Annotated in this window: 14 protein-coding genes; 8 read left to right on the top strand and 6 right to left on the bottom strand. The window is 62.7% G+C overall.

Translation table 11 applies throughout. The features are described 5' to 3' along the window. Positions 1 to 261 precede the first annotated feature (261 nt). The 3 genes from AC3ISR_RS18485 to AC3ISR_RS18475 form a co-directional block, all read right to left on the bottom strand. Positions 262 to 588 carry a DUF2388 domain-containing protein gene (locus AC3ISR_RS18485; RefSeq protein ID WP_192296805.1) on the bottom strand — a complete coding sequence of 109 codons (327 nt, stop codon included), beginning with the start codon at positions 586 to 588 and terminating at the stop codon, positions 262 to 264. Between the two features lie 118 nt (positions 589 to 706). Further along, positions 707 to 949, bottom strand: a complete 243-nt coding sequence (locus tag AC3ISR_RS18480; protein ID WP_463983464.1) for a hypothetical protein — start codon at positions 947 to 949, stop codon at positions 707 to 709. Between the two features lie 151 nt (positions 950 to 1,100). Further along, a complete protein-coding gene (locus AC3ISR_RS18475) occupies positions 1,101 to 1,943 on the bottom strand; it encodes a lipopolysaccharide biosynthesis protein (protein ID WP_489324400.1) in 843 nt (280 codons plus the stop codon). Between the two features lie 377 nt (positions 1,944 to 2,320). On the opposite strand from AC3ISR_RS18475, the gene AC3ISR_RS18470 reads away from it, so the two are divergent. The 6 genes from AC3ISR_RS18470 to AC3ISR_RS18445 all read left to right on the top strand — a co-directional run bounded on the left by AC3ISR_RS18470 (position 2,321) and on the right by AC3ISR_RS18445 (position 9,812). Next, positions 2,321 to 2,989: a GntR family transcriptional regulator gene (locus AC3ISR_RS18470; protein WP_463983466.1), complete on the top strand. Its 669-nt coding sequence runs from the start codon at positions 2,321 to 2,323 to the stop codon at positions 2,987 to 2,989. Between the two features lie 77 nt (positions 2,990 to 3,066). Next, the gene (locus AC3ISR_RS18465) at positions 3,067 to 3,873 is read left to right on the top strand and encodes an ABC transporter substrate-binding protein (protein ID WP_489324399.1); all 807 of its coding nucleotides are present in this window, start codon (positions 3,067 to 3,069) and stop codon (positions 3,871 to 3,873) included. 11 nt (positions 3,874 to 3,884) lie between these two features. Next, positions 3,885 to 4,661, top strand: a complete 777-nt coding sequence (locus AC3ISR_RS18460; RefSeq protein WP_192296801.1) for an amino acid ABC transporter permease — start codon at positions 3,885 to 3,887, stop codon at positions 4,659 to 4,661. A gap of 2 nt (positions 4,662 to 4,663) precedes the next feature. Further along, positions 4,664 to 5,443, top strand: coding sequence for an amino acid ABC transporter ATP-binding protein (locus tag AC3ISR_RS18455; RefSeq protein ID WP_192296800.1), 780 nt, complete (start codon positions 4,664 to 4,666; stop codon positions 5,441 to 5,443). Positions 5,444 to 5,473: 30 nt separating this feature from the next. Further along, the gene (locus tag AC3ISR_RS18450) at positions 5,474 to 7,084 is read left to right on the top strand and encodes a gamma-glutamyltransferase family protein (RefSeq protein ID WP_489324398.1); all 1,611 of its coding nucleotides are present in this window, start codon (positions 5,474 to 5,476) and stop codon (positions 7,082 to 7,084) included. 343 nt (positions 7,085 to 7,427) lie between these two features. After that, entirely contained in the window at positions 7,428 to 9,812 is a 2,385-nt protein-coding gene (locus tag AC3ISR_RS18445) for a TonB-dependent siderophore receptor (RefSeq protein ID WP_463983469.1), read from the top strand. Positions 9,813 to 9,930: 118 nt separating this feature from the next. On the opposite strand, the gene AC3ISR_RS18440 is transcribed toward AC3ISR_RS18445, so the two are convergent. From AC3ISR_RS18440 to AC3ISR_RS18430, 3 genes are read right to left on the bottom strand one after another with little or no spacing between them, the layout of a single operon-like run. Further along, positions 9,931 to 10,854, bottom strand: coding sequence for a sulfonate ABC transporter substrate-binding protein (locus tag AC3ISR_RS18440; RefSeq protein WP_463983470.1), 924 nt, complete (start codon positions 10,852 to 10,854; stop codon positions 9,931 to 9,933). After that, complete coding sequence (locus AC3ISR_RS18435; RefSeq protein ID WP_192296796.1) at positions 10,851 to 12,182, bottom strand: LLM class flavin-dependent oxidoreductase; 1,332 nt, start codon at positions 12,180 to 12,182, stop codon at positions 10,851 to 10,853. The genes AC3ISR_RS18440 and AC3ISR_RS18435 overlap by 4 nt, the downstream gene beginning before the upstream one ends. 1 nt (position 12,183) lies before the next feature. Next, positions 12,184 to 14,376 (bottom strand): TonB-dependent receptor, encoded by a 2,193-nt coding sequence (locus tag AC3ISR_RS18430; protein WP_463983471.1) that lies wholly within the window; start codon positions 14,374 to 14,376, stop codon positions 12,184 to 12,186. Positions 14,377 to 14,584: 208 nt separating this feature from the next. Here AC3ISR_RS18430 and AC3ISR_RS18425 point away from each other — a divergent pair, with 208 nt between their 5' ends. Both AC3ISR_RS18425 and AC3ISR_RS18420 read left to right on the top strand, forming a co-directional pair. Next, positions 14,585 to 15,637: a LacI family DNA-binding transcriptional regulator gene (locus AC3ISR_RS18425; RefSeq protein WP_226455140.1), complete on the top strand. Its 1,053-nt coding sequence runs from the start codon at positions 14,585 to 14,587 to the stop codon at positions 15,635 to 15,637. Then, on the top strand, positions 15,634 to 16,248 hold the full coding sequence (locus tag AC3ISR_RS18420) for a TetR/AcrR family transcriptional regulator (RefSeq protein ID WP_463983472.1): 615 nt from the start codon (positions 15,634 to 15,636) through the stop codon (positions 16,246 to 16,248). The genes AC3ISR_RS18425 and AC3ISR_RS18420 overlap by 4 nt, the downstream gene beginning before the upstream one ends. Positions 16,249 to 16,386 lie beyond the last annotated feature (138 nt).

Raw genomic sequence — 16,386 nt, 5'->3', positions numbered from 1 at the left:
AAGCTCCTTCAGCGCATTCGGATCCCACTCAACCTACTCAGCGGCCATCAGCGATATCGGCCTCTGCCTCGCCAATCAAATCGTCGATAGCTTTTTGCGAGCATCTGGTGATAGCTCAATCTCAACACCGAAGTAGGCAATCCAGCTTCCGTCTGCCTGCAGTTCAAGGGCTGCCAAGTACGTCCTGTACTGTAAATGCCAGGTGAAAAGGATGTCGCCGAAACGAAAGGTCTCGCATCGCGGCCTGCTTGAGGGCCGTTTTCAGAATGATGTAGCTATCGATTGGGCCAGCTGCATGTCTGACATGAGCGGAGAAGGATAGGTCGAATGGTAGTATCTGGATGCCTGCTCAAACTCTGCGCCACGAATCTCGCCGTCTGAACCAATGAATGCCAGGGCGTCGGTCTTGGCTGACTTGAAGATCTTCGGCGGCTCGGTCGTGAGAGATGTGGTCGCGCCAATTAAAATGGTCGGCGCGGAGATTGTGAGAAATATCGCGGCAGCGATAGGGTTGGCGCCATCACCTGATACGGCCGGTGTGCTGATAGACACCAAGAGGGCAATTGCCAGAGTCTTCCATGAATCCATTCTTCGATGCTTCCATTGCGATCTGAGGGCGCCACCTTAGCAGGGTCGGGGATCGCCAGATACAAGAAGCCCGGGGCAGGGCCGGGCTGTACGCCCAGGCTTGTAGCAGTCGCGAATCTTATGCTGTGACAGATCGCGCGTCTTTGGTCCTCACAATCCTTCCCGCCTTCACCTCATCCGCATAACCCACCAGCCTGTCGGCTTCCTCATAGAGCGTGCCCACCAAACCCATCAGGGCTATGGCATTGGCATCGCTGAGTAGGCTGGCCAACCTATCCAGGTCGACACAGGACTGCTCAAGGTTGAAGTCGATGGCCTTTAGGTTGCGGCGCAGTCGCTGGTTTGGCTTGGTGAGCACCATTAGGCTTACTTAAAGTCACATTGCTACTTTGCGAATTACCGACTGCCACATGCCCGTGGTGAGTGGCGCCGACCTTGCTCGGGCGATACGTAAAGGCGCAGTTGTTGGTCGAATGCTGCCAGGCATCGCCGGCCTGCCCAACCGGCACCAGTTATCCAAGCAACGCCTGTGCTTGCGCCAACGTCACTCGCGGCACCACTGCCTCCGGAATCCTCGAACAATCCGAAAGGTTATAAACCCTGAACCCATCCCCGACGACCTTCTCGGACATCAACTCAAACGACGGCAATATCCGCGTGTGATAGTGCTGGTCCAGCCCGCAAGGGGAGTTGATGCCCTCCCGCTTTTCGTAAAACCTTCCCGATTTCTCGTTCAGATCCACCCCCACCAAAAACACCTTGGAAAACCCGAGATGATAGGCCAGTTGCAAGGCCAGGTAGGCCACGGTGCGTGCGTCAAAGAAGCCCTCGCTCATGTCCTTGCTGAACCCAACAGGCCGCTGGCGAAATCCCGGCAACGCATGATTGGCGACCAGCGCCTCATGTTTGCCCAGAACAGCGTCGAGCCAGGACGGGCGTTTTGCCTTGGATAGCGGATACACCCGTCCGGTAGGACGAATGCCCGACGAACGTGCATGATCTTCCCAAAGTGCCACGTTCTGGCTGACAGCCATCGCGTACTTGAACAACTCCGGCTGTTGCTCGGAAAAGCTCTTGTCGGTGCAGGCGTAAAAACACGGTTTAACGCCGGTATCCATAAACATCGAAATAGCGCCATTCATCGTGATCATCGGCACATGGGCAAACTGTTCGAGTGGAAACGACTTGGCTGACATGCCGGACGCGATGATGAACACAGGCCCGGTGCGGGTGTTTCTACAGGCGTCAAAATCGTGCAGGGTCTGCTGGGATCGCCGTGATCCCGACGCTGCTGCATACAAAGCCTGCTGACTGTCGCGGGCAGGCGTGGTGTCGACGAGGGACATCGGTTTCATCGGACCCAACCATGCAATAAAGTAAAAATGTGTATAGGGTCGGATCTTAGGGGGCTCGGATAATTCAATTGATGAAGAAAACTACATAAACCCCCGCCTCAAAACGTCTGCCCCATGGAGAACTGGAAAATCTGCTTGCCCGCTCCCGCGTTGGGTGTGTACCGGCCCCGACAACGCTACCGTTCGGCACAGTATTGGGGCAGCCGCTGGGCTATTCGGTAGCACAACCCGCCTTCCTTGCCTGCATGTCCGAAAGCCGAGCATGCCGGTTACTTTCTTTAAATCAGTGACTTAATCCGGCTACACAGCAGTTGGCACACATCCTGCTTTTTTGCATCCGTGGATAATTGGATACAAAAATTCAAAAGGTGCTGCCGATGCAATTTGCCCCCGCTTACGTAGACCGCCAGCCCCTCACCGCCGAGGAGGAGGCCTACAACTTTCTGCTCGATGCCATTTGCGGTGGCCGCTACCGCAAGGGCGACCGGCTGATCGCCGAGGACATCGCCAGTGAAATCGGCATGAGCCGCATGCCGGTGCGTGAAGCGTTCCGCCGCCTGGATGCCCAGGGCCTGGTGACCCTGCGCCCCAACCGTGGTGCGATCGTCAGCGGCCTGGACATCGATGAATTGCACGAAGTCTTCGAAATGCGCAGCGCCCTCGAAGGCCTGGCAGTGCGTGTCGCGGTCGGCCGTATCGGCGAACGCCAACTGGCCGCCCTGGAGCGCATGCTCGACGAGATGGACGACTACCGCGACGAAAGCGCCGCCTGGGTCAGTCGCCACCGCGCCTTCCACGAATACCTGTGCAGCCTCAGCGGTCGCCCGCGCTTGATGAAGCAGATTTCGGCGCTCTATTCGCTGGTGGAAGCCCCCATGCGCCTGTGGTTGCAACACGGCGACAAACCCCTCAGCGCCCGCCAGGAACACGCGGTGATCCTCGCGGCCATCCGCGCCGGTGACGCCGCCCGCGCCGAAGCCGTGGTGCGCGAGCACATCGAAGGCACCGTGCCGGCGCTGATCCAGTTTTTGCAATCGGAACAATAATCAGAGGAGGGCCCAAGCCCGCCCATGTTTTGACTTTGAGTCCTGCCCCGTTATTCAACGAACTGGAGTGTCTGGTCATGCATAAACGCCGCGCCTTGCTGGTGGCTGTCTCCCTCGGGCTCTGCACACCATGGGCCGTTGCCGCGCCCCAGGTGCCGGAGCGCTTGCAGAAAGTCGACAAACTCACCTACTGCTCGGGGATGGATTCACCGCCCTTGGTGTCCTTCGATGAAACGCAGAAACCGCGCGGGTTGACCGTCGACCTGGGCCTGGAAATCGCCAGGCGCCTGGGCGACAAACAGGTGCAGTGGCGCGTGATCCCGTTCTCCGGCCTGGTGCCGGCGTTGCTCGCCCAGCAGTGCGACATGATCGTCGACCAACTGTTCGACAAGCCCGAGCGGCGCCAAGTGATCGACATCGTCAACTACATGTATTCCAGCCAGTCGGTGGTGGTGCCCAAGGGCAACCCCAAGGGCATCAAGACCCTGGATGACTTGTCGGCGCACAAGGTTGCGGTGCTCAACGGTTCCACCATCAAGACCCTGCTCGACACGCAAAACGACAACCTGACCAAGGCCGGCAAGCCGCCAATGAAACTGGTGGTGTACAACACCGACACCGATGCCTTCCAGGCCCTGCGCATCAACCAGGTCGACGCCTACGGCACCACCGTGGAAACCGCCGGCTACTACGCGGCGATGGCCCCCGACCTGTTCCAGGAAGGCGTGCCGGCGTTCAGTCGCATCCTCACCGGCCTGGGCATGCGCAAGGACGATCCACAGCTCACCGCCGCCGTGCAGCAGGTGATCAGCGACATGCGCAGCGACGGCAGCTACACGCAATTGCTGAACAAATGGCATGTCAGCAGCGACACACTCGACTGAGGTTTGCCACCATGAACTTCAATTGGGATGTGTTCTGGCAGTACCTGTTGCAGCCCAGTGGGGTGTACCTCACCGGGCTCTGGCTGACCTGCCTGATCAGCGTGTTGGCCATGCTGCTGGGCTGCGTGCTGGGGTTGGCGGCGGCGCTGTTGCGGCTGTCGAGGAACCCGCTGCTGCACCTGCCGGTGCGCTTTTATGTGTGGCTGATGCGCGGCACGCCACTGCTGGTGCAGATCGTGTTTCTGTACACGGCGCTGGCGGCGGGCGGGCTGTTCCGCTTCGAAGACATCGAGCTGTTCGGCCTGATCGTGCCCGGCAATATCCAGGCGGCCATCATTGCCCTGGGCCTCAACGAAGGTGCGTACATGGCCGAGATCATTCGTGCCGGCATCGGTGCGGTGGACAAGGGCCAGTACGAAGCCGGGCGTTCCCTGGGCATGGGCTTTGCCAAGTTGATGCGGCGCATCGTGCTGCCCCAGGCGTTCCGCGTGATCGTGCCGCCCCTGGGCAACGAGTTCAACGTGATGCTCAAGAACACCACCCTGGTCAGCGTGATCGGCGTGCAAGAGTTGCTGCTCAGTACGCAGATGGTCACCTCGGCGACGTTCCGTGTGTTCGAGTTGTACCTGGTGGTCGCTATCTACTTCCTGATGCTCACCACCCTGTGGGGCTTCTTCCAGCGCTGGCTGGAGGCGCGCTTCGGCCAGTCCGACCGACCATCCGGGCCACCGCCCGCGTCCAGCCGCATGTTCGGGCGCAGCACCTTGAAACTGCTGAGGGGACGCTGACCATGGCGCATAAAAGTGAAGAACTGATCATCGAAGCCCAGGACCTGCACAAGTCGTTCGGCGACTTGCAGATCCTCAAGGGCATCTCCTTGAACGTGCGGCGCGGTGAAGTGGTGGTGTTGATCGGCGCCTCGGGCTCGGGCAAGACTACCTTTATCCGCTGCATCAACCTGCTCGAAGACATCCAGGGCGGACGCATCCGCGTCAACGGCCGCGCCATGGGCTATCGCGAACGCAGCGACGGCAGCCTGGTGCGCGACTCAGAACGCAACATCGCCCGCCAGCGCCGCGACATCGGCATGGTGTTCCAGCGCTTCAACCTGTTCCCGCACATGACCGCGCTGGAAAACATCATCGAAGCGCCGATTCACGTGCTCGGCACACCGCGTGCCGAAGCCCTCGAACAGGCCCGTGGCTTGCTGGCGCGGGTCGGCCTGGCGGACAAGGCCAGTCACTACCCGTCGATGCTTTCCGGCGGCCAGCAACAACGCGTGGCGATTGCCCGTGCGCTGGCGATGAAACCCCAGGCCATGCTGTTCGACGAGCCCACCAGCGCCCTCGACCCGGAAACCGTCGGCGAAGTGCTGCAAGTGATGAAGGAGTTGGCCGAGGAGGGCATGACCATGGTGGTGGTCACCCACGAAATGGGATTTGCCCGTGAAGTGGCCGACCGCGTGGTGGTGCTCGACCAGGGCGAACTGATCGAACAGGGGCCGCCGGAACAGATTTTCAGCCACCCCAGCCACCCGCGGACCCAAGCGTTTCTCAGCCGCGTGTTATGACTTCAAACCTTGTGTGGAAGAGCCTTTGCCATGTTGAAATTTTCTGCTCACGAGTACCCCTATCCGTCGCAACGCCAGAGTGTGTTCGCCAGGCGCGGCATGGTCGCTGCCTCCCAGCCGCTGGCGGCCCAGGCCGGTATCGAAATCATGCAACAGGGGGGCAATGCCATCGACGCGGCGATTGCCACGGCGGCGGCGTTGACCGTGGTTGAACCCACCGGCTGCGGCCTGGGCGGCGATGCGTTTGCATTGGTGTGGTGCAAGGGCCAGTTGCACGGCCTGAACGGCAACGGCCATGCGCCGGCGGCCTTGAGTGTCGAGGCGGTCAAGGCGGCAGGGCATGAACAGATGCCGTTGTACGGCTGGACCCCGGTCACCGTACCCGGTTGCCCGTCGGCCTGGGCCGAGCTGTCACAACGCTTCGGCAAGCTGGCGTTTGCCGCGTTGCTGCAACCGGCCATTCGCCTGGCGCGTGACGGTTTCCCGCTGTCGCCGGTGGTCGCCCAGCAATGGCAGAGCGCGCTGGACGAATTCAGCCCCCATCGCGACGCAGTGCTGGCCGCCTGGTTCGACACCTTCCTGATCGATGGCCGCGCACCCCGGGCGGGGGAGATTTTCCGCAACCCGGCCCAGGCGCGTACCCTTGAGGAACTCGCTGCCAGCCGTTGCGAAAGCCTGTATCGCGGCGCCTTGGCTGCACGTCTCGATGCGCATTCCAGGGCCACGGGCGGCTACCTGCGCGCCACGGATCTGCAAGACTACCGCGCCCAGTGGGTCGAACCGATCCACATCAACTATCGCGGCGTCGACGTCTGGGAAATCCCCCCCAGCGGCCAGGGCCTGGTCGCCTTGATGGCGCTGAAAATCCTTGAAGGCTTCAGCTTCGATCACCGCGACAGCCAGCAGACCTGGCACCGCCAGTTGGAGGCGATGAAACTCGCCTACAGCGACGGCCTGCACTACATCACCGACCCCCTGCACATGCGCGTGGCCGTTGCGGATCTGCTCAGCGACGACTACAGCCGCCGCCGCCGTGCCCAGATCAGCGCACACGCCCAGCCGCCCAAGCCGGGCGATCCCCACGCCAGTGGTACGGTGTACCTGGCCACGGCGGATGCCGAAGGCAACATGGTCTCGTTCATCCAAAGCAACTACCACGGCTTCGGCTCCGGCGTGGTACTGCCCGACAGCGGCATCGCGTTGCAGAACCGTGGGCAGGAATTCAGCCTCGACCCGACCCACGCCAACTGCCTGGCACCGGGCAAAAAAACTTTCCACACCATCATCCCCGGCTTCCTCACCAAAGACGGCGAAGCTCTCGGGCCGTTTGGCGTGATGGGCGGCTACATGCAGCCCCAGGGGCATGTGCAGATGGTGATGAACCTGCTGGACTTCGGCCTCAACCCGCAAGCGGCGCTGGATGCGCCGCGCTGGCAATGGTTGGGCGGCATGAAGGTCGGTATCGAGCAGGGCGCTTCCCGCGACCTGGCCAATGCCCTGGCGCGGCGGGGGCATCAGGTGCAGATCGCCAGCGACCTCACCGATTACGGGCGCGGGCAGATCATCCTGCGTGATCCGGTCAGCGGCGTGCTATGCGGTGGCACCGAGCCGAGGGCCGACTCCCATATCGCCCTCTGGTGACCCCCGACGACCTGTAGTGAGCGGGCTTGCCCGCGCTGGGGGGCGAAGCCGCCCCAAATCGGTCTCTGGTGCCCCCCGACGACCTTGTAGTGAGCGGGCTTGCCCCGCGCTGGGTGGCGAAGCCGCCCTAAACCCAGGCACCGCGGTGTATCAGAAAGACCGAGGCGCCTGGATTTGGGGCGGCTTCGCCCCCCAGCGCGGGGCAAGCCCGCTCACTACATAGGGCGCGCGCTAACACAGCGAGGTATTTGGCGCGGGATGAAAAATAATTGAAATAGTCTGTCCCTTTTTTTCGCGTCACCGGTCATTTGAGGTAAGTGCACATCATCGAGAGCTTCCTTCAATGCCCGTAGTCCGCCCCTTGCTCAACCTGAGCCTGCTGCTGAGCCTCAGCGCCGGCCCGCTATTCGCCACTGTCAGCTACGCCGACGACGCCCGCCGCAGTTACCAGGTACCCGCCGGTAGCCTGAGCGCGGCGCTCACCCGGTTTGCCGGGCTGGCGGGGGTCAACCTGTCGGTGGACCCGGCACTCGTCAGCGGGCGCAGCAGCAGTGGCTTGTCCGGCGAGTTTGCCGTGGAGGAGGGCTTCGCACGCCTGCTGCAAGGTTCCGGCCTGCAACTGCAACCCGTCGGCGATTCAGCCTACATGCTCATCCCGGCACCGGATGGCAGCAGCCTGGAACTGGCCCCGACCTCGATCCTCGGCACCACCGGCCTGTACGACGGCGACACCTACGCGGGTGGCCAAGTGGCGCGGCGTGGCGCCCAGGGCATTCTCGGTACGCGGGACTTCATGGAAACCCCGTTCAGCATCACCACCTACACCGCCGACGCGGTGAAGAACCAGCAAGCACGCACCCTGGGCGAACTGATCGCCAGCGACCCATCGGTACGCGCCACCAACCCGGCCGGTGGGCGCTACGAGCAATTCACCATCCGCGGCTTCAGCCTGTTCAACAGTGATGTGTCCTATAACGGCCTGTACGGCGTGCTGCCGACCTACAGCATTGATATGGAAATGGCCGACCGCGTCGACATCTTCAAAGGCCCGACCCAGTTGATCAACGGCATCTCGCCCCGTGGCAGCGTGGGCGGCGGGATCAACGTAGTGCCCAAGCGCGCCACCGACAAGGACATCACCTCGTTCACCGGCACCTGGGCTTCCGAAAGCCAGGCGGGCGGTGCAGTGGATGTGGGCCGGAGGTTTGGCGAGGACAACAAGTTCGGCATCCGCTTCAACGGCGTGAAGCAGTCCGGCGACACCGAATGGGATCACCAGAGCGTCGACCGTGAAATGGCCGTGCTCGGCCTGGATTTCCGTGGCGAGCGCCTGCGCCTTTCCACCGACATCGGCCACACCGAGCGCGACACCGACGCCCCTCAGGAACGCGTGCAAGTCGCCGCCGCCGCGCCGGTGCCCAGCGCCAACGATGTGCGCCGCAACTATGCGCAATCCTGGAGCAAGGCGCGCACCAACGACACCTTTGGCACGGTCAACGGCGAGTACGACCTCAGCGACAACGTGATGCTCTACGGTGGCTTCGGTGCGCGTAAAAGCAACCATGACTTCCTGCGTCACGCGGTCTCCGTCACTAACGCCGCCGGCGATTTCAGCGTGCTGCCCCGTGACTTCACCCGCGATGAAAATGTGCGCACCTACACGGCGGGCGTGCGCAACTGGTTCCATACCGGGCCGGTGAGCCATGAGGTCAACCTGGCCGCCAGCTACTTCGACATGGATTTCACCAACGGCGGCGCGCGGTACGCGACGGCCTCCAGCAACCTCTACAACCCGGTGCAAACCCCGACACCGTCCACGGCCACGCGCCAGGACGCCAAGGTCTATACCGAGAACAAATTCAGCGGCGTGGCCTTGTCCGACACCCTGGGCTTCTTTGACGACCGCCTGCTGCTGACCCTCGGCGCACGCTGGCAGCGGGTCAAGGTGACTGACTGGAGCAACGGCGTCAAAGGCAAGACCGGCTACGACGAAGAAAAGGTCTCGCCCTCCGGCGGCCTACTGTTCAAGGCCACCGACCGGCTGTCGCTGTACGCCAACTACATGGAAGGCCTGAGCCAGGGCAAGATCGCGCCGACCGCGTCAAAAAACAGCGACGAAATCTTCCCGCCGTTTATCAGCCGCCAGGTCGAAGTCGGGGCCAAATACGACGCCGGTGCCGTCGCCGTGACCGCAGCGGTGTTCCGCATCAAGCAACCGGCCTATGAAACCAACGCCACCACGAACCTGTTCGGGCCCAACGGCAAGCGCGAGAACACCGGTGCAGAACTGAGTGTGTTCGGCGAACCGCTCAAGGGTGTGCGTTTGCTTGGCGGCGTGATGTATATCGACAGCAAACTCAAAGACACCACCAACGGCGCCTGGGACGGCAACCGCGCCCCGGCTACTCCCAAATACAACGTCAACCTTGGCGCCGAGTGGGATGTGCCGGGCCTGGAAGGCTTGACCCTGACCAGCCGCGGCATCCACTCCAGCTCGCAGTACCTGGACCAATCCAACGTCAAGGAAATCGACGCCTGGAACCGCATCGACGTGGGCGCGCGGTATGCCTTCAAAGTGGACGACAAACACGTGACCCTGCGCGCAAACGTGGAAAACGTCGCGGATAAACGCTACTGGAGCTCGGCCGGTGCATCGGACGACAGCGAGCCAGGCCTGACATTGGCGACACCGCGCACCTACCTGCTCTCGGCCACTGTCGATTTCTAACGGGTGCACACCCATCAAAATGTGGGAGCGGGCTTGCTCGCGAAAGCGGAGTGTCAGTCACAACATGTATTGGCTGACCCACCGCATTCGCGAGCAAGCCCACTCCCACAGGTTGATTTCAGTTGTTCTCTATGGCTTTTTTCACGTCGATGGATTTGGGCAACAGGTGGTTCTGGTAGAACAGATCCGCCGTCGCCTGCTGCGCCTGGAGGATCTTCTCGTCAATCGGCAGGATCGGTGACGGTGGGCGATTGTCCATGTACCGCGCGATCACGTTCTCCGGCAGGCCCATAAAACCGGTCAGCACTTTCAGACTGTCTTTGCGATGGCTGCGTGTCAGCGCTTCGGCGGCGCTGAGTTCATTCAATAAATCATGCACGAACGCGCCATTCGCTTTGGCATACTCGCGCCGCGCGGTATACACCGGCCCCGACAACCCCAGCCCCTCGCCGTTGGCCAGCACATGGCTCGGGCTCTGGCTCAGGGCCAGGGACGAGTAGGGTTCCCAGATCGCCCAGGCATCCACGCTGCCTTGTTCGAACGCGGCACGCGCGTCGGCCGGCGGCAGGTACACCGGCTGGATGTCCTTGTAGCTCAGCCCGGCCTTGTTCAGGGCACGCAGGATCAGGTTGTGGGAGCTGGAGCCTTTCTGGAACGCGACTTTTTTGCCCTTGAGGTCCGCCACCGAATGCAGCGGGCTGTCGTCTCGCACCAGGATGGTTTCTGCGCTGGGCTTGGGTGGTTCGGCGCCGATATAGACCAGATCGGCACCCGCCGCCTGGGCGAACAACGGCGGGATGTCTCCGGTGGAGCCCACATCCAGTGCGCCAACGTTGAGCGCTTCAAGCATCTGCGGGCCGGCGGGGAATTCGATCCACTTCACAGCGGTCTGTGGGAAACGTTGTTCCAGCAGGCCGTGTTCCTTGGCCAGCACCAGGGCGATGGAGCCTTTCTGGTAGCCGATGCGCAGGGTGGCGGGGTCGGCGGCCAGGGCGGTCTGGGTCACGGCCAGCAAGGCCAGCAGCAGGGCGGGAATTTTCATGCGCGGTCCTTTTTGAAACGGTTTTCAGGGCGTGCCAAACCGAGGTTTTCCCGCAAGGTCGTGCCGCTGTATTCGCTGCGGAACAGGCCGCGTCGTTGCAGCTCGGGCACCACCCACTGGGCGAAATCCTCGAGGCCGCCGGGCAGGTGCGGCACCAGGATATTGAAGCCATCCGCCGCGCCCTGTTCGAACCAGCGTTGCAGCTCATCGGCGATCTGCGTGGGGGTGCCGATCAGACTGTAGTGCCCGCGACCACCGGCGATCCGTCGGCCCAACTGGGCCAGTGTGAGGTTTTCGCGCAACGCCAGGTCACTGAGCAACTGCTGGCGGCTGCGCTGCCCGCTGTCGGTCAGTGGCAGCTCCGGCAGCGGGCCATCCAGCGGGTAGCCAGACAGGTCGAAGTTACCGAGCATGCGCCCCAGCAATGCGACGCCGACTTCGGGCTCGACCAACGCCTGGAACGCCTCGAACTTGGCCTGCGCCTCGGCCTCGGTCTGCCCGACCACCACAAACACGCCGGGCATGATTTTCAGTGAGTCGGCCTCACGTGCGTATTGCGCCAGGCGCCCCTTGAGATCGGCATAAAACCCCTGGGCATTTTCCAGCGAAGTCTGCGCGGTAAATACCACCTCGGCGGTTTGCGCCGCCAGGTCACGACCGGCCTCGGAAGAGCCGGCCTGTACGATCACCGGCTGGCCTTGAGGCGAACGGGCCACGTTCAGCGGGCCCTTGACGCTGAAGTGTTCGCCCACATGCTCCAGTACATGCAGTTTGGCCGGGTCGTAGTAGTTGCCGCTGGCCTTGTCGCGCCCGAAGGCGTCGTCTTCCCAGCTGTCCCACAACCCGGTCACCACCTGATGAAACTCGCGGGCGCGGCTGTAGCGCTCGGCGTGGCCGAGGTGTTCGTCGCGGCCGAAATTCTGCGCCTCGGCGGCGGCGTCCGAGGTCACCAGGTTCCAGCCCGCACGCCCGCCGGACAGGTGATCCAGCGAGGCAAATTTGCGCGCCACATGGTACGGCTCGTTGTAGGTGGTGGTCGCCGTCGCGATCAGGCCGATATGCTCGGTCACCGCGCTCAGCGCCGAGAGCAAGGTCAGCGGCTCGAAATGATCCGAGCGCGCCATGTGGCTGGCAATCGCGCCGGTGGCCGCCGCCACGCTGTCGGCGACGAACAGCGCATCGAACTTCGCCGCTTCGGCGACCCGCGCCAGGTGTTTGTACTGGGCGAAATCCAGCCCGGCATTCGCCGGAACATCCGGGTGACGCCAGGCGGCAACGTGGTGCCCGGTGGCCATGAGGAAAGCGCCGAGTTTGAGTTGACGGCTCATGCTAGAAATCCTTGCGCAGTTGCACGCCGAAGTAACGTTCATCGTCACGGGGTACGGCGCGGTAGATGTAGTTGCCGCCGCTGGCGAGCATCGGCGAGTAGGACTTGTCGGTGAGGTTCTTGGCTAGCAGGGCGACGCGCCAGCCGTTGCTGTAGTCGGCCAGGGCGACGCTGGCGTTCCAGATGCCGTAGGCGTCTTGTTTGGTGTCGACGTTCTGGCTGATGTCGTACTGCACTTCGCTCTGCCAGCTGTAGTCGGTGCCCAGTTCGATGTCGAGGCCGTTATCCAGCGGGATGCTGTAGTCGGCGCGCACGTAGCTTTTCCAGTCCGGGCTGTACGGCAGTGGCTTGCCATTTACGTTGCAGGTTGCCGCTGCACCCGCCGGGCAGGCGAACTCGTCGATGCGCGCGCGGGTATAGGCCAGGGCGCCGGAGAGCTTGAGTTGCTGGGTGGCCTGCAAGGCGTAATCCAGCTCGACGCCTTCGGTGCTGACGCTGCCGGCGTTGATCAAACGGGTCACCACTTGGCCGGCGACGGTGTCGAAGAAGTTCGCCTGGTAGTTGTCGTAGTCGCTGTGGAACACCGCGAGGTTGGTGGTCAGGCGGTTGTTCCAGGCGCTGGCCTTGATCCCGGCTTCCCAGGTGTTGGAGGTCTCGGGCTTGAGCGCGTCGGTGTCACGCGGTTGCATGTTGAAGAACACGTTGTAGGCCGGGCCTTTGTAGCCGCGCGAGTAGGTCAGGTAGCTGGTGACGGTATCGCTGATGTCGTACTGCACGCCCAGGCGCCCGGACCAACCGTCTTCATCCACCGAGCCGGAGCTGGAGGTGGCCGGTTGAATCCCGCTGACCGTGGTGGCCGAGGTGGAGACGCGGCGGTGATCGTATTTCAGCTCGTCGTGGGTGTAGCGCAGGCCGGCGATGCCGCGAAAGCGTGAGGTGAAGTTCAGCGTGGTCTCGCCGAACACCGCGTAGCTGTCGTTGGTGGTGCTGTAGTCGGCAATGCCACGGTCGGTGCGCGTGGTGGTGGTCAACGTGCGCTGGTAGGTTTCTTCATCCTTGCCGTGCATGTAGAACAGGCCGCCGACGTACTCCAGCAATTCACCTTTGGGCGAGGCCAGGCGCAGCTCCTGGGAGTACTGGTTGAACTCCAGTTGGCCCTTGTCGGCGGTGCCGGGGAACGCGGCGGTCACCGTGCCGAGACGGTCGCCATCCTGGTACTGGGTGTTGTCCCAGCCGCGCCAGGCGGTGATCGAGGTCAGGGTGTAGTCGCCGAGGTTCCAGTCCAGTTGGGCCGACAGGCCTTTGTTGGTGTCTTCGACATGGCTGCGGGTGTCGGTGTTGATGTCGCGGTTGTCGCTGGAGGCGCGCACCGGGCCCAGGGCGTTGGCGAACGTCGGGGTCAGGGACTTGCTGACCACGCCGTTCGGTGCATCGTCGTGGGACTGCATGTAGTCGGCGATCAGGGTCAGTTTCACGGCGTCGTTGGGGGTGAACTCCAACTTGCCGCGAATGCCCTGGTGGTTGTAGCCGTTGACCTCCTGGCCGTTGTGCTGGTTGTCGACGTTGCCGTCATAGCTGCCGAACAAGGTGCTGACCGAGCCCTTGAGCACATCCGGGACAAGGCTGCCGCCGATGCCGAAACGGGTGCGGCTTTCGTTGCCGCTGTAGTAGGACTGGTCGATATAGCCGTGGGTCTCGGCGGTCGGCGCCTTGCTGGTGATGTTGAGTACGCCGGCCGAGGCGTTCTTGCCGAACAGCGTACCTTGGGGCCCGCGCAGTACTTCGATGCGTTCCAGGTCGAGCAGGTCGAGGGTGGCCTGGCCGGGGCGGGCGTAGACCACGCCGTCGATCACCGTGGCCACCGTCGGCTCGACGCCGGGGGAGGTGGAGATGGTGCCCACGCCGCGCACGAACAGCGAGGTGTCCTTGTTCGACGCGCCGGTGCGGAAGTTCAGCGACGGCACCTGTTGCGCGATGCTCGCCACGCCGTTGCGGTTGTCGCGCTCCAGTTGCTCGCCGTCCAGCACCGAGACCGCCACCGGGACTTTTTGCAGCGATTCTTCGCGGCGAGTGGCGGTGACGGTCACGGATTTGAGCGTCGGTTCCTGCTCATCGGCCGCAAAGGCGCCGGGCACCGGGAGTGCCGTAAGACCAGCGAGAAACAGTAGATGGGTATGCCGTGGGAAGTGATACATGCTGTGCCCGCTCAAAAAAAATGCCCTGAACCGCTGCTGTTGCGCAACCTGCAGCGCCTGTGAATTCGTCTTTGGCATTCGCTCGAGCGAGTAGCAGACAACGCGCTTTGTTAGCGCTAACATCGGCATTATTGGTGGGGCTGGTTTAGAACGTCAAATACTGAAAAATTAGTCCTATATGCCTTTTGGTTTCTAGCAGGATTTCCCCGTGAGCGAAGACAAACCGCGCAAACGCCGTGGCGCCGGACGCGTCACCCTCAACACCGTGGCGCGCCAGGCCGGGGTGTCGGCGATTACCGTGTCGCGTTACTTCAACCAGCCGGAGCAGGTTTCGCCAGAGCGCCGCGAGCGCATTGCCGCGGTGGTGGCCGAGTTGGGTTACGTGCCCAACCTGGTCGCTGGCGGGCTGGCGTCGGCGCGGGGGCGGATCGTGGCGATGGTGATCCCGAACATCTCCGGGCCGATTTTTGCCAATACGATCCAGGGCTTCAGCGACACCCTCAGTCGCCACGGGTATCAGCTGTTGCTGGCGTCGAGTTACTTCAGCGCCGAACAGGAAGAAAGCGCGGTGCGCGCGTTTCTCGGCTGGTCGCCGGCAGCGCTGGTGTTGACCAGCCGCTTCCACAGCGCGGCCACCGAAAAGATGATCGCCGACGCCGACATCCCGGTGGTGGAAACCTGGGACTACGTACCCGAGCGTGAGCCGTTGCAGATCGGCTTTTCCCACTACGCGGTGGGCGTCACGGCCGCGCGCTACCTGCATGCCCAGGGCTACCGGCGCATCGCCTTCGTGCACAACAGTGTGGCGGGGGATTTCAGCGCGATGGAACGGGGCGAGGGGTTTGCCGCGACGCTGAGCGAACTGGGCGTGCAGCCCTGGACCTTCGCCCCCGACGCCGGCCTTGCGCCGTTCGAAGCGGGCAAGCAGGCAATGCAAGTGCTGATGAGCCACGCCACGCCGCCCGATGGGATTTTCTTCGCCAATGACAACCTCGCCGCCGGTGGCTTGCTGGCGGGGCAACGCGCCGGGCTGAGAATCCCCGAGGACTGCGCCGTGCTGGGGTTTGGCGACTACCCTTTCGCCGAAATGCTGCTGCCGAGCCTCAGCACCATCAAGCCGCCCGCGCTGGAGATCGGTGTACTCGCCGCCACCCGCGTGCTGGAAAGCCTGGGTGTGCTGCCGCTGGAGGATGAGGTACAACGGTTGAACCTGTTGGACTGCCGCCTGATCGAACGGGAAAGCTCAAGGACGCTGCCATGACCGAACCCACGCCCAAGACCCGTCGCGCGCCCAAGGGCGAAAAACGTCGCGAAGAACTGCTGGACGCGGCCTTGCAGGTGTTTTCCCTGGAAGGCTACAGCGGTGCCTCGATGGCCCAGGTGGCGGCGATCGTCGGTATCTCCGTGGCCGGCTTGCTGCATCACTTTCCCAGCAAGATCTCGTTGTTGATGGGCGTATTGCAGCGGCGCGACGAGGTCAATCAGCGGATTGCCGACCAAGTGCGTGCGGAGAAATCGTTGTCCGGCTTGCTCGGCAGCTTGCGGGCGATCAACCGTTCGAATGCCACGGCACCGGGGGTGGTGCGTGCGTTTACCATCTTGAATGCCGAGAGCCTGTTGGATTCCCACCCGGCGTGGGGTTGGTTCCAGGCGCGCTACACGGCGATTCACCAACGCATGCAGGGGCAGTTCGCCGAGCTGGTGGCGATGGGGGAGGTGCGCGAGGACGTGGATCTGGCCGGGCTGGTGGAAGAAATCCTGGCCATGATGGATGGCTTGCAGATCCAGTGGCTGCGGTTTCCCGAGCAGGTGGACCTGGTGGCGCGCTTCGATAGCTATATCGCCGGTGTCGAGGCAGCGATCAGACCCTGATATCAGCTGATGTATGGAGATCAAAATGTGGGAGCGGGCTTGCTCGCGAAAGCGGTGGGTCAGTCCCCTTATGCGGTGAAGGACACTCCGTATTCGCGAGCAAGCCCGCTCCCACAAAAAAGCAACCGTGCTTAGGGA

The sequence above is a fragment of the Pseudomonas sp. GL_117 genome (genome assembly GCF_057835125.1).
This window is presented reverse-complemented; position numbering and strand designations above follow the sequence as displayed.

Excerpts from the sequence above, each read along its gene's own strand:
- AC3ISR_RS18485 (WP_192296805.1), bottom strand. The coding sequence starts at position 588 with ATGGATTCATGGAAGACTCTGGCAATTGCCCTCTTGGTGTCTATCAGC.
- AC3ISR_RS18480 (WP_463983464.1), bottom strand. The coding sequence starts at position 949 with ATGGTGCTCACCAAGCCAAACCAGCGACTGCGCCGCAACCTAAAGGCC.
- AC3ISR_RS18475 (WP_489324400.1), bottom strand. The coding sequence starts at position 1,943 with ATGAAACCGATGTCCCTCGTCGACACCACGCCTGCCCGCGACAGTCAG.
- AC3ISR_RS18470 (WP_463983466.1), top strand. The coding sequence starts at position 2,321 with ATGCAATTTGCCCCCGCTTACGTAGACCGCCAGCCCCTCACCGCCGAG.
- AC3ISR_RS18465 (WP_489324399.1), top strand. The coding sequence starts at position 3,067 with ATGCATAAACGCCGCGCCTTGCTGGTGGCTGTCTCCCTCGGGCTCTGC.
- AC3ISR_RS18460 (WP_192296801.1), top strand. The coding sequence starts at position 3,885 with ATGAACTTCAATTGGGATGTGTTCTGGCAGTACCTGTTGCAGCCCAGT.
- AC3ISR_RS18455 (WP_192296800.1), top strand. The coding sequence starts at position 4,664 with ATGGCGCATAAAAGTGAAGAACTGATCATCGAAGCCCAGGACCTGCAC.
- AC3ISR_RS18450 (WP_489324398.1), top strand. The coding sequence starts at position 5,474 with ATGTTGAAATTTTCTGCTCACGAGTACCCCTATCCGTCGCAACGCCAG.
- AC3ISR_RS18445 (WP_463983469.1), top strand. The coding sequence starts at position 7,428 with ATGCCCGTAGTCCGCCCCTTGCTCAACCTGAGCCTGCTGCTGAGCCTC.
- AC3ISR_RS18440 (WP_463983470.1), bottom strand. The coding sequence starts at position 10,854 with ATGAAAATTCCCGCCCTGCTGCTGGCCTTGCTGGCCGTGACCCAGACC.
- AC3ISR_RS18435 (WP_192296796.1), bottom strand. The coding sequence starts at position 12,182 with ATGAGCCGTCAACTCAAACTCGGCGCTTTCCTCATGGCCACCGGGCAC.
- AC3ISR_RS18430 (WP_463983471.1), bottom strand. The coding sequence starts at position 14,376 with ATGTATCACTTCCCACGGCATACCCATCTACTGTTTCTCGCTGGTCTT.
- AC3ISR_RS18420 (WP_463983472.1), top strand. The coding sequence starts at position 15,634 with ATGACCGAACCCACGCCCAAGACCCGTCGCGCGCCCAAGGGCGAAAAA.